Origin of the sequence: Bacillus sp. PPSBB_2 (assembly GCF_045291115.1) — a bacterium.
In the GTDB taxonomy this organism is placed as follows: Bacteria; Bacillota; Bacilli; order Bacillales; family Bacillaceae_G; genus Bacillus_A; species Bacillus_A cereus.
In genome coordinates this window covers 1,440,592-1,453,286 of record NZ_CP147983.1, presented here as the reverse complement: position 1 = coordinate 1,453,286, position 12,695 = coordinate 1,440,592, and the positions used below count along the sequence as shown (strand labels likewise).

Below are 12,695 nucleotides of genomic sequence, written 5' to 3'. Positions count from 1 at the left end.
GCAAGGGTTGAACTTCATATGAAGCGAATATATTGAAAGAGAAGGAGGCTGAGCTTAATGATTTATCCAAATGCATTAAAACAAGGTGATACAGTAATGATTATTGCACCATCTGGTCCACCTACAATCGAAAATGTATTAAAAGGTGTGAATGTATTACAAGAGATGGGGTTATCCGTAATAATCGGGAAGAGTGTTTACGAGAAATATGGATTTTTAGCCGGAAGTGATCAAGTTCGGCTTGACGATATACATGAAGCATTTACAAATAATGAAGTGAAGGCAATTTTTTGTGCACGAGGTGGTTATGGAAGTGCTCGTCTTCTTCCTCACATTCAATATGAAGTTATTAGGCAGAATCCAAAAATCTTTTGGGGATATAGCGATATTACAGCTTTACATACTGCTGTTTCACGTTATGCAAAGCTTATAACATTTCATGGTCCGATGATTGAAGAACTAGGAAAAGGCATTGATTCCCTATCTTTATCCTCTTTTAATCAGCTATTCCATCCGTATTCAACCATTTTATCTGCATCAGAATGTATCGTACCTAGCTCTCACAGTACAGTTACAGGTACGTTAGTTGGAGGAAATTTAGCTGTGTTAACAAGTATAATTGGCTCGCCCTACGAGATAAATACGGACAATACACTTTTATTACTTGAAGACATTGGTGAAGAACCGTACCGCATTGACCGTATGTTAAATCAGCTACTTTTATCTGGAAAGTTTAATGAATGCAGGGGCGTTATTTTCACAAGTTGTCACGACTGCACTCCTTCAAAGCCCTCTCAATCATTGCAAACAATATTATATGAATATTTCGCGCCATATCATATACCTGTCCTATTCGATTTACCAATTGGACATATAAGTCCAAACATCGGTATTCCACTTGGAGCTACAGCAACAATAAACACGAATAATAAAACAGTCTCTATTTCTTCTGGTATAGCCACTCCATATTCAAATTAAAAAGGAAAAGCGATTACGCTTTTCCTTTTACTTATAATAATTAAAAATTCGTCCAGATGCGATATCTGCAATTTCTTCTGGAATAAATGTTTTACTTATATCAGTGCCAACATTTAATACAGCTGTAGCATCTTTCTCAATGCTACCAAATAACTCTTTCCCACGTATCGTAATAAGGGGCGTTCCTTCTGGCAACACATCTTTTACAAATTCCATTTGTGTAAAGAACGGAACGATCCATCTACCTTCTCCTTGGAAATGACGCAAACGAAGTATTCCTTCTGTTGCCCCGTCCTCTGCTTCTAGTGAACCAGCAACATAAAACTCAGTAGATAAGAGCAATTCATAAAATTCCTTTTGCTTCTGTTTATCATTCCCTGCTACAACAAGTACCTCTTCTAATTTCTTTACTGAAATTTGCTCCATATGATGCCACCCCTATTTTCAAAATGATTGTACTTAGATTATACGAAATATTCTTATTTTTTTCTACATAATTCGCAATTATTTTCTTAAAATAATTTTAATACTTCTTTTGTCGTCACAATCGTAGCAAACTCTTCATGTAAATTTACAAGTGTCATATTGTGAATATCCTCTGCACTATACTCCTTACCATCTAAACCTTTACGGTTAAACGTAGCCGTTGCATCACTCACTAAATATGTTGTAAATCCTAAATTCCCTGCCATTCGTGTCGTAGTTTCCACGCAATGATTTGTCGTTAATCCTACAACCACTACTGCATTACATTTGTTCTTTCTTAATTGCTCTTCTAAATTTGCCCCAATGAACGCGCTGTTAACGAATTTCTGAATAACCACTTCACCAAGTAGTGGTTGCACTTCTTCTTTAAAGTTTACCGTTTCCGCTCTCTCATAAAACATTGACTGAGCATTTTCTTTATTTACATGTTGAATATGAAAAACTGGTCGTTCCCTTTTTCTCCATTCTTCTAACAAAATTCTCATGTTTTCTTCAGCAAAAATATTATTTCTCTCGCCCCAATCTGGTAATTGAAATGCCTTTTGTACATCGATTATGATAAGTGCTATTTGATTTGTCATCATTTCCCCCTTAATTTGGCTGTAATTGAAATAGAAAACCAAGTTGTTGTGACGCAGTAATAAAGCAAACATAGGCGCAAAGCTCTACAATTTCTTTTTCTGTCCAATATTGTTTTAATACGTGAAACATAGTATCATCTATTGCTTTTCGGTCATGAACAAATGTATGCGCAAAAGTAACAGCTACACCAATCTCCTCTGCCTTTTGCACATCATCAGGTCTTCCCTTTGCCATACAGTACGGACATTCATTCCCATACGCTAATGTTCTTCTCACTTGCTCCTTCAACTCTGCTGAAAGAGTTCCTGTATTGTACAGTGTATCTTCTAACGTACTCCACGAATGTAATATATCCGAATTATGCCCTAATAACTTTTGAAACTTTGTATCTCCTACATTTGATAATGAAATTCTCTCCATCATTTCCCCTCCTATTTCCTTCTGTTTTATTGTAAAATAAATAACGTTCACTTTACATTTCATATGAATCTTAATTTATATTTTCCCTTTACAAAAATCATTATTTTACTGGAGGTATATTTACAAATGCAATTAGACCGTGTTGATCGAAAAATTTTAAATGAATTATATAATGATAGTCGCCTTTCGATGCGTGAATTGGCGAAACGAGTAAACTTATCTGCTCCGTCTACTTCAGAACGTGTTCGTAAGCTCGAAAGCGAAGGTGTTATTCAAAAATACACAATCGATATTGATTATAAAAAGGCAGGACTCGTTTTAGATTGTATTTTAGAAATCACTTTAAAAAATGGTGATACAACACGTATGCAACAATTTATTCAGTCTTATCCATCTGCAAGTTTTTGTTACCGAGTAACAGGAAGCTTATGCTACATTGTAAAAATTTCTGTTCCTTCACTCGTTGAACTTGAAGAATTTATCAATGATGTTTCTTCATATGCAACGACAGTTTCTCATATCGTATTATCAGAAGTATCTCTTACTCCTGATATTGAACATATCTTCCCAGAAGATTAATTTATTTTTATTCAAAAAATATAAAAAAACCCCTTACAATAAGAATAAAAATAATATATTATGTATTAAAATACATAAAGTTCGAGAAAGGGGCTTTACATTGAAAATCTGGTTTTATGAAAAAACGGCACAATTAGATGACTTGCTTGGTATTTGGGACAATGTTCCAACCATCCCGCGAATTGGTGAAAAAGTGGAGATTTTAAAGACGGTCCGCACTGTTACAGATATTAAATATGTAAAGAACGGTAATAATTTTCGAGTAGAAATTATTACAAATTAAAAAGTAGCTCTTTAGGAGCTACTTTTTAATTATCTATTATGTGCTTTCTTTATAACGATTTTATCTTCTTCTACAGATACTGTTACATAATCATTTTCTTCTAACCGAAGCTTATTTACAGCCTCATCTGGTAACTCTATGGCCATCAATCTATCGGTTAAGATCACTTGACTATACACTTCATTTTCTTGTGATGAACTCACTACTTTTTGCTCATTTATAAAACGTACTGGTGGCACGCCAACTTCTTTTACTGTACGCCATTGTTTCCAAACATAAGGAATTAACCAAAGCAATCCAACAACTGTAAGACCGATACCAATCCATAAATTACTTTGCGCTTGTAATTCAGTAATTGAGATTGTACCGCTTTCTTCTCCACCGAAAAATTGCATACTTGTTGCAATCAAATTATTTAGAGCGTGCACAGCTATATTCGTCCATATATTTTTTGTCTTTATGTATAAAAGACACATAACGACACCAAACATGAACGCACCAATAACATCAAAATGTCCTAAGCCAAAAATAATTGAAGATATAATTACAGCTTTTTTAATTCCCCATTTATAAGCCATTCGCTGTAAGAAAAATCCCCTAAAAATAACCTCTTCCATAATAGGTGCTAACACACATGCTGAAATGAAAGTAAATATCGTCATATATACGTTACTCGTATTAATAACATTTCCGTCTTCTAGCATAGTAACTAAGAAATTCGGTAACGTATGTGCTAATATGTAAAATTGAATCTGAGATATGCCAACTGAAAAAATCATCCCCATTATCGTTGCTAATACAATTAATCCCCAAGATAAACGTCCTGGCTTATCAAAAAAACTGTTAAATACAACATTATTTTTATTTGTTTTTACGTATAGCCAAAGTAACGGAAATACAAAAAATACAGTTATTTGTGAAATAACCTCCATCGTATTCTCAGAAACATTTGTTAGATCTAATGGAATCATTATAAGGAACACCCCTATAATCATCCATCCAAAAAAGCTACGTAGCCTTATACGTGAAAATGCATAGTGCATATAAAACACCCCCAAAGATAGTAAAAATAAAACTTTAATTAGTACTTTATAGGCAATCCTTTCCCTATAAATAGCAGGATAACTAAATTATAATATGAATATAGTTGAAATCCTTCCTATTTTTCTCATTTTTTTAAACAGCATATCTCTTAAAATACCATATCGTTGTTCTTCAAGTTGCAATCCAAGTGAAATTTATGTAATAAAAATCCCCGTTTTTACAAGCGGGGATTTCTTTTATTATAATACGTCACGTTTTTGGAATAATGCACTTGATGCTACAAGTAACACAACAAAGTATGCAGCTACAAGTAATAATGAAGTTGTAAACGTAAATTCTGTAAATGTTGGTTCCATTCCACCATTGATTAATTTATTGCTATCGTAAGCTCTTAAATCCAAATGGTTGAATACTACAAACTTCGCTACACCTTTTGCAAACATTATTAATACCATATTAATTGCACCTTGTAAGAAGAATAGGAACATCGTAATAATTAATGGTAATACAGATTTTCTAAATACGTTTGCTAAGAAAAATGCAAGTGTTGCAAAGAAAAATGGTGATAGCAGCTGATATAATATTGTTTTTAAAACAATTCCTAACGTTAATTCAGTTTTACTACCGTCCATTACAATTAATCCAATAATCATAGCAATTAACGTACTAGCAAATACAATAAATAACATCGTTAATAACACTGTAATATATTTAGAAAATAAAACTGTCATTCGTTTTCTTGGACGAATTAATAATTGTTTAATCGTTCCTTTTTGGAATTCATCTGTAATTGTACGCGAAGCTGTTGTAATTCCAAAAATCGTTGCGAATATCATAATTAAGCCGATATCTGAACTTACAAAATCTAAGTAAGATCCATTTAAACTACCAGCTTCACCCCATTTCGCCAGTACTACTGCTCCTAAAATCTCCAATAAAGCAATGACACCAATTAAAATATACATACCTTTTTTCGCATGCAACTTTAAAAATTCATTTTGAATTAATTTAAACATTACGCTTTCACTCCCCCAGTAATCGCTAAGAACTCATCCTCTAACGTTTTATTTTGAACAGTAACTCCGTATACAAGCACATCAGCATGAACAAGTTTTTTTACAAGTTGCGGAATGTTGTCTTTTGTTACAGATGCTACAATTACATTCCCTTTTGCTTTACCTTTAATGATTTCATTCGCTTTCTGAACTTCATCTACTTCAAACGCTACAACGACTGCCTCATCATGCTTCACTTTTTCATGTAAGTTGTACTCTTGTACAAACTCACCTTGTTTAATAATAACGACGCGATCACACATTAATTCAATTTCACTCAATAAGTGACTTGATACGATTACAGCAATATTCTCTTCTTTCGCTAAACGTTGTAAATAATCACGAATTTGGCGAATACCAGCTGGATCTAATCCATTTGTCGGCTCATCTAAAATTAAGATTTTCGGCTGATGAAGTAATGCCTGTGCAATTCCTAAACGTTGTTTCATACCAAGTGAATATGTTTTCACCTTTTTATGAATCGCATGCTCTAACTCAACAAGCTTTACAATCTCAGCAATGCGCTCTTTACTAATTGGTGTAATGGCCATGTTCGCAAAATGCTTTAAGTTTTGCATTCCTGTCATATAATCATATAGTTCAGGATTTTCTACAATCGCTCCAATTTGCTCTAGTGCCTTTTCACGCTCCGAGCGAATACTATGTCCACAAATTGTAATATCGCCCTCTGTCATTGAAATAAGACCTGTCATCATACGGATCGTCGTCGTCTTACCGCTACCGTTCGGTCCAAGGAATCCGTATACTTCTCCTTCACGAACCTCAAATGATAAACCACGAATAATTTCCGTTCCACCAATCTTTTTTCGAACATTCTCTAACTTTACTACTACGTTTCCCAATGCTGATTCCTCCTTTAGACTTCTAGTTTTTTATCGATAATATAAGCAATTACATATATTATTAGAGCACTAACCATTACCATGAAACTTATATTAAAAATGTTAAATCCATTTTCTTGAAACATATTAATAAACAGACTCTTGCTTTCACTATGATATTCTACTCTTCGCAATACTTGGAAAGCTGGAGCTAATTTTCCTAGCAAGGTTGTCGCTAAAGTAATCGCGATATTTATTACTAGAAAAATAATAACGATTAGTATATTTTGCGCCTTTTTCTTTTTCGTAAGTAACTTTACTAGAGTAATTACCAATATGATTTGTAAAACACTAAACAAAAACTCAAATAAATCGCTTATCGTATATATTAAATTATTAATTATGCCTACTTGCATAATCTCTTTTGCTTCTACATATACAGAAGTCGTAGGAAAAGCTAATACATAACTTACGTAGAAAAGAATTCCACATATCCCATACCATATAGCCATTGCGATAAATGAGAAAATAAGCATAGAAATTACATATTGTTTCCCAGATATTGCTGTAAGTCGTAACATTGGATTAGTTAGTAAGCGTGAATATGATTTCATTGTTTGTATAAACATATAAACAATATAAAAGAAAAATATAATCATAATGATTCCAAATATACCCTCTTGTCTACTGATAGCCGCATCACTTTTTCTTACAATCATTTGTGAAAATAACACAGCTTCAATTAGCACAAAGAATAAAAAAGTAACAATATATCTTTTCTTATTTACATTCCATAAATAGGAAAGTACTGACTTCACTTACTAAACACCTCCTTAAACAATTCATGAACTGCTTTTCCTCTCTGAAAACGAATTTCTTCTACATTTTCATATAGAACCATTTCTCCATCTTTTAAAAAGATCACTTCATCAAAAATATTTTCAATTTCATTTATTAAGTGAGTGGAAATTAATATCGTACAATCTTCCCTATAGAACTGTAGAATTAGATCCAATACATGTTCTCTAGAAAGAGGATCAATCCCGCCCAATGGCTCATCCAGTACATATAGCTTCGCTTTTCGAGAAAACGTTAAAATAATCTGCAACTTCTCAACCATACCTTTTGACAATGCTGTAATTTTTTCTTCTAACGGTATTTTAAATTCTGCAATCGTATCTACCGCTTTTTGAATATCGAAGTCTTTATAAAAATCTCGATAGAAAAATAAAGCGTTTTTTACAGTCATCCAATCATCAAAGATTGGCTTATCGGACATAAATGAAACAATTTCTTTCGTCTGTAACCCTACCTTTTTACCGTCTATTGTAATACTACCTTCAGAAGGGTGTTGCAAGCCTGCAATCATTTTCAATAACGTCGTTTTCCCGCTCCCGTTATCTCCAACAAGCCCAACGATTTTCCCTTCCATAATCTCTATGTTTAATTCACGGATCACTGCTTTTAATCCGTATCTCTTCCATAAGTTTTCTATTTTCAATAGCTCTGTCATTGGCTCTCCTCCCTCTTATCATGTAATGAAGAACGAAGAATTGTAAGAATTTCTTCTTCTGAAAAACCTAAATTGTCCATTCCATCTATAAAAGAATGAAGTAATTCTTTCGCCATCTCTTTTCGCAGCTCCATAATTTTCTCCCCTTCATTCGTTACATACCGTCCCATTCCTCTACGTGTGACAACAACTCCATCCCGTTCTAGCTCTTGAAATGTACGCTGAATCGTATTTGGATTCACTTGTAATTCACTCGCTAATTCACGGACAGAGGGAATTTTATCACCAGGCAATAAATGTCCTGTTACGATCTCTTTTTTTATGTATTCCATTACCTGAATGTAAATTGGTGTATTTGGAGAAAACTCTATTTTCATTTCTTCCCTCCTTTTGTATCGGTGTACTAGTTAAATAATACACCGATACAAAAGGTTTGTAAATACCCATTTAATTACAAAAAAGTTCTATCCGTTAAACGAATAGAACTTCCCAAATATAAATCGCTATACAAAAATAATAGTGTTATGTAAACAAAATTATAAAGAAAAACTGTCTTATCAATGAATAAGACAGTTTTTCTTTATAATCCTATATTAAAAGTTAAACACGAAGTCATCGTCAGCTAACTTTTCAACGTTCGTTGCTTTTACGTAACCATTTCCTTTTACAGAGAAGAAATCATGGTTTTTCGTATCTGTACGTAAACCATTTAAAACGATTGGGTTAATTTCTTCTTCTTCAAACTTCGGCTCAAGTCCTAAGTTCATAAGCCCTTTATTCGCATTGTAACGAACGAAACGATTTACATCTTCTACAAGACCGATAGAAGTGTAAATTTCTTCTGTATAGGCCATTTCAATTTCATATAGTTCCATTAATAAATCTTGTGTTTCTTTTTGCACTTCTTGTTGCTCTTCTGCAGAAAGTTCTGCGAAGATTTGTTGTGCTAAAATACCGACGAATACGCCGTGAATTGACTCATCACGAATTATCAAGTTGATAATCTCACCACTTGCTGTTAGTTTTCCTTGACCAGCTAAGTAAAGTGGATAGAAGAATCCGCTATAGAATAAGTAACTTTCTAAGAACACACTTGCTACCATTGCCATGTATAACTCTTTTTTTGTTACTTCAGGCTTTAATAAACGACGATAGTAACTAGTAATAATACCAGCTTTTTTCTCAAGTAACGGATGATTGTCTACCCAGTCAAAAATATCATCAATCTCTTCTTCTGTAGCTAATGTTGTGAAAATGTGACTATAACTTTTCGCATGTACTTCTTCCATAGCTCCCATGAAAGCTAATACACTTTTCGCTTGTAAATTTTCAAGATGAACAAGTACAAGTGGCATTCCTTCGCCACCTTGTTTCGTATCTAAAAGTGTTAAACCACCTAATACACGCTTATAAGCAATTTGCTCTTCTTTCGATAATTGCACCCAAGTATTTTTGTCAGACGAAACCGCAATTTCTTCTTCTGTCCAAAACTGAGCGATGTTTTGCTTCCAAAACATTAAACTAAAATCATCTTCTTTTTTGTTCCAGTTTACCGCACGCATTAAATCGCCCCTTCTCTAAATATGATAACTAAGCATGAGCAGGGTTCAGAAAACCCTGCTCATCATGTCTCACTTTTTATATTAAACGGTACAAGCCACACACTCTTCCACGCTTAATTTACGTGTTCTCGTATAATACAGACTCTTTAAGCCTTTTTTATGTGCATAGATGTAGTAACGTGCTAATTCACGTGTTGAAATATCACTATTAACGTAAAGAATTGTACTAATTCCTTGGTCAATATGTTCTTGAATTTCTGCGATTAAATCAATTAATTTAAACTGATTCATATCGTAAGAAGATTTATAGTACCAGAACGTATCTTTTGATAAATACGGCATTGGATAATATGTTGTCGCATTCGCATATGTTCTTGATTCGATTTGACTTACAATCGGCATTACGCTTGAAGTTGCATTTTGAACGTAACTGATTGATTGTGTTGGAGCAATGGCAAGACGATATGAGTTGTATAAACCATTCTTCTGTACTTGCTCTTTTAAACTTGTCCAATCTTCTTTTGTTGGAATATGAATTCCTTCAAATAGTTGCTGAACTTTTTCAGTTACTGGGCTGTAATCTGTCGTTTCATACTTTTCGAAGTATGTGCCATTCGCATAATCAGATTTATCGAAGTCCTTAAATGTCTCGCCTTTTTCTGTAGCGATTTCCATACTTTTCTCAATAGAGTAGTAATTTAACATCATAAAGAATGTACGAGCGAATTCTTTCGCTTCTGCACTTTCATAAGCGATTTTATTTTTTGCTAAATATCCGTGTAAGTTCATTGCTCCAAGTCCAACTGAATGAAGCTCGTCATTTGCTTTTTTCACAGTTGGTGCATTCGGAATAATCGTCATATCAGAAACAGCTGTTAAAGCTTCCATTCCCGCATGAACTGCTTCACGAATTTCTTTATTTTCCATTACGTTTACGATATTTAACGATCCTAAGTTACAGTTAATATCACGACGGATAATGTCATCTGTACCGTAATCATTTATTTCTGAAGTTTCTTGAAGCTGGAAGATTTCTGTACATAAGTTCGACATCTTCACAGTTCCAATATCCTTCAATGGATGTTGATTATTTGCATTTGATTTAAACATTAAGTATGGGTAACCAGACTCAAGCTGAATCATAGCGATTTTAATAAGCATATCACGTGCACTAATATCTAGTGGCTTCTTCTTCACTTTCGGATTGCTCATTAATTCATCGTACATTTCATCAATGTCAATATCATCTAAATGCTTGCCATATTCTTTATAAACCGTATAAGGCGCGAAAACATGGAAAGGTTCGTTTTTCTCAGCAAGCTCAAAGAACTTACTTGGAACGATAATTCCGATTGATAGAGACTGAATACGGCTCTTCTCATCGGCATTTATTTTTTTTGTATCAAGGAATTCAATAATATCCCAATGGAAAATGTTTAAATATACTGCACCGGCACCTTTTCGTTGACCAAGCTGATTCGCATATGAAAACGAATCTTCAAGCAATTTCATAACAGGTACTACGCCACTTGCAGCGTTGTCGATACCTTTAATTTGCTCACCGCGTGCGCGTAGCTTAGATAAGTTTAAAGCTACTCCCCCGCCGATTTTCGATAATTGCATCGCAGTATTAATGTTAAAGCCGATCGAATTTAAGCTATCATCCATCTCTAACAAGAAACAAGACACCATTTCTCCTCTTCTGCTTCTTCCCGCATTTAAAAAGGTTGGTGTCGCTGGTTGGTAGTTTTGTTTTACAATCATGCTTGCGAATTGTCTTGCCTTCGAAACATCACCGCGTCCTAAGTATAATGAAACAATTGCTACACGATCTTCATAGCTTTCTAAGTATTGTTTTTGATCATTCGTTTTTAACGCATAATCTTTGTAGAACTTAGATGCTGCCATATAAGATTGGAACTCGAAGTTTTCACCATAAGCGATGTTATATACTTCCTCTACTTCCTCCAAGCTATACTCGTCCAGAACGTTGTAATAGTAATCATGTTCTTTCATATACTCCATTCGCTCTGCCACGCTATTAAAAGGAACGGTATTCTCTCTAGCTTCTTCCATAAAGACTTCTAATGCCTCTTTATCTTTATGAAGCTGATAAAAACCGTCCTGCATTTGCGTGATTTCATTATTCAGTTCAATGTGTCGCAATCTCCCGCACCCTTTCCTTAAAATATTCTACATCGTTATTTGTTCCAGATAACTCAAATTTTGATACAATAGGCACTTCATATTTAGTAGAAATCTTGTCAGCACTTGCACCGAACATGTCTCCCCAGTTACGATTGCCGCTTGCAGATACGCCTTTTAATTTTTCATTATTGCGCTCTAAAAAGTCTAAAACACGTTCTGGTACATTGCCAAAACCTGTTGTATACGTAATAAGAATAAAGTCTTCATCTATTACTAGATCTTCATCAATTTGAACGGCCGGCATATTTAATTTGTGAATGAAACGCTTCACGTTTCCTGTCATAGAATCATATGCAACTAACATTTCCGACCCTCCCTCTCAAATCTATATTCTCTATATGTTGTTCTTGATTTCTCTATATATTGTATTACGTTTCAAAATAAGACACAAGATATATGTATAAATTCTTTCTTTTTTTAACTTTTACTTTTCGACATGATAGCCGTTTTTTTTCAATACAATGACTATGAAACAACATTCTAAAACTCATGTCAATAAAGTGCTTTTCAAAAAAGTTGTCAACGAATTTAACCTTATTTTTAAAAAAGTTAACAATATATTTTGTCATAAAACGGTAGATGCTGAAGAAATATATTTCTCCAGCATCACGCAAAAAAGAACAGATATGAAACTATAATCTGCTCTAAAAAACGATTACATTTATCAAATTTACCTTATTAAATATATTATACATATACTTTCGTTTCTCGTTACACACTAAAAGATAACTATTATAGAAAAAGATTATTATTATGGAACTTCAATTTATTTATGAAAAGTTTATTCAGAGTGCTCAATGCGCAAAATATCTTTTACAAATATATGATGCGGATTTTCATCTTTATCAATCATTGTACATACCGGAGCCTCTTCATCAAAGTATACAATCATTCCTTCTACGTACTGATATGTATGTCGAACTTGTACAGTTACTTTAATTTCTACTGCTTCTTCATATGCTCTTTTTATTTTCTGAAGCATTTTTGCTGAACATTTTCGTTTCTCTGGATACATAACCATTCCCATAAATCGATTGCCGGCTCTATCTTTCCACATATAATCCCAATGTGGTAAAATGCCTTGTTTAAAATCGCCCATAATTCCCCTCTCCTTTATCTTTTATTTATCCCGCATTAAACGTC

Annotated in this window: 16 protein-coding genes; 3 read left to right on the top strand and 13 right to left on the bottom strand. The window is 33.7% G+C overall.

The genetic code is table 11. The features are described from left to right. Nucleotides 1-57 precede the first annotated feature (57 nt). The gene (locus tag V6946_RS07265) at nt 58-978 is read left to right on the top strand and encodes an LD-carboxypeptidase (protein WP_000640062.1); all 921 of its coding nucleotides are present in this window, start codon (nt 58-60) and stop codon (nt 976-978) included. 27 nt (nt 979-1,005) lie between these two features. Here the strand turns inward: V6946_RS07265 and V6946_RS07260 are convergent, their stop codons facing one another. The 3 genes from V6946_RS07260 to V6946_RS07250 form a co-directional block, all read right to left on the bottom strand. Further along, complete coding sequence (locus V6946_RS07260) at nt 1,006-1,404, bottom strand: SseB family protein (protein WP_006928838.1); 399 nt, start codon at nt 1,402-1,404, stop codon at nt 1,006-1,008. Nucleotides 1,405-1,490: 86 nt separating this feature from the next. Beyond that, the gene (locus V6946_RS07255) at nt 1,491-2,045 is read right to left on the bottom strand and encodes a cysteine hydrolase family protein (protein ID WP_000184428.1); all 555 of its coding nucleotides are present in this window, start codon (nt 2,043-2,045) and stop codon (nt 1,491-1,493) included. Between the two features lie 10 nt (nt 2,046-2,055). Beyond that, entirely contained in the window at nt 2,056-2,466 is a 411-nt protein-coding gene (locus V6946_RS07250) for a carboxymuconolactone decarboxylase family protein (protein ID WP_000439759.1), read from the bottom strand. Nucleotides 2,467-2,592: 126 nt separating this feature from the next. Between V6946_RS07250 and V6946_RS07245 the strand changes: the two genes are divergently transcribed. After that, the gene (locus V6946_RS07245; protein WP_001175505.1) at nt 2,593-3,045 is read left to right on the top strand and encodes an Lrp/AsnC family transcriptional regulator; all 453 of its coding nucleotides are present in this window, start codon (nt 2,593-2,595) and stop codon (nt 3,043-3,045) included. A 100-nt stretch (nt 3,046-3,145) separates the two neighbouring features. Continuing rightward, entirely contained in the window at nt 3,146-3,328 is a 183-nt protein-coding gene (locus V6946_RS07240) for a DUF3913 family protein (RefSeq protein WP_000707107.1), read from the top strand. Between the two features lie 29 nt (nt 3,329-3,357). On the opposite strand, the gene V6946_RS07235 is transcribed toward V6946_RS07240, so the two are convergent. The 10 genes from V6946_RS07235 to V6946_RS07190 form a co-directional block, all read right to left on the bottom strand. Beyond that, nucleotides 3,358-4,371: a CPBP family intramembrane glutamic endopeptidase gene (locus tag V6946_RS07235; RefSeq protein WP_000558806.1), complete on the bottom strand. Its 1,014-nt coding sequence runs from the start codon at nt 4,369-4,371 to the stop codon at nt 3,358-3,360. A gap of 240 nt (nt 4,372-4,611) precedes the next feature. Then, entirely contained in the window at nt 4,612-5,388 is a 777-nt protein-coding gene (locus V6946_RS07230) for an ABC transporter permease (RefSeq protein ID WP_000475435.1), read from the bottom strand. Beyond that, nucleotides 5,388-6,290, bottom strand: coding sequence for an ABC transporter ATP-binding protein (locus V6946_RS07225; protein WP_000528788.1), 903 nt, complete (start codon nt 6,288-6,290; stop codon nt 5,388-5,390). The genes V6946_RS07230 and V6946_RS07225 overlap by 1 nt, the downstream gene beginning before the upstream one ends. Nucleotides 6,291-6,304: 14 nt before the next feature. Then, nucleotides 6,305-7,087 (bottom strand): hypothetical protein, encoded by a 783-nt coding sequence (locus tag V6946_RS07220; RefSeq protein WP_000843921.1) that lies wholly within the window; start codon nt 7,085-7,087, stop codon nt 6,305-6,307. Further along, nucleotides 7,084-7,782: an ABC transporter ATP-binding protein gene (locus V6946_RS07215; protein ID WP_006916807.1), complete on the bottom strand. Its 699-nt coding sequence runs from the start codon at nt 7,780-7,782 to the stop codon at nt 7,084-7,086. The genes V6946_RS07220 and V6946_RS07215 overlap by 4 nt, the downstream gene beginning before the upstream one ends. After that, nucleotides 7,779-8,159: a GntR family transcriptional regulator gene (locus V6946_RS07210; protein ID WP_000687512.1), complete on the bottom strand. Its 381-nt coding sequence runs from the start codon at nt 8,157-8,159 to the stop codon at nt 7,779-7,781. The genes V6946_RS07215 and V6946_RS07210 overlap by 4 nt, the downstream gene beginning before the upstream one ends. A 216-nt stretch (nt 8,160-8,375) precedes the next feature. Next, entirely contained in the window at nt 8,376-9,344 is a 969-nt protein-coding gene (gene nrdF, locus V6946_RS07205; RefSeq protein ID WP_001203028.1) for a class 1b ribonucleoside-diphosphate reductase subunit beta, read from the bottom strand. Nucleotides 9,345-9,425: 81 nt separating this feature from the next. Next, entirely contained in the window at nt 9,426-11,510 is a 2,085-nt protein-coding gene (nrdE, locus tag V6946_RS07200; protein ID WP_001215839.1) for a class 1b ribonucleoside-diphosphate reductase subunit alpha, read from the bottom strand. After that, on the bottom strand, nt 11,497-11,856 hold the full coding sequence (nrdI, locus tag V6946_RS07195; protein ID WP_000959447.1) for a class Ib ribonucleoside-diphosphate reductase assembly flavoprotein NrdI: 360 nt from the start codon (nt 11,854-11,856) through the stop codon (nt 11,497-11,499). Before nrdI ends, nrdE begins: the two co-directional genes overlap by 14 nt. 477 nt (nt 11,857-12,333) lie before the next feature. Continuing rightward, complete coding sequence (locus V6946_RS07190; protein WP_000502205.1) at nt 12,334-12,651, bottom strand: hypothetical protein; 318 nt, start codon at nt 12,649-12,651, stop codon at nt 12,334-12,336. Nucleotides 12,652-12,695 lie beyond the last annotated feature (44 nt).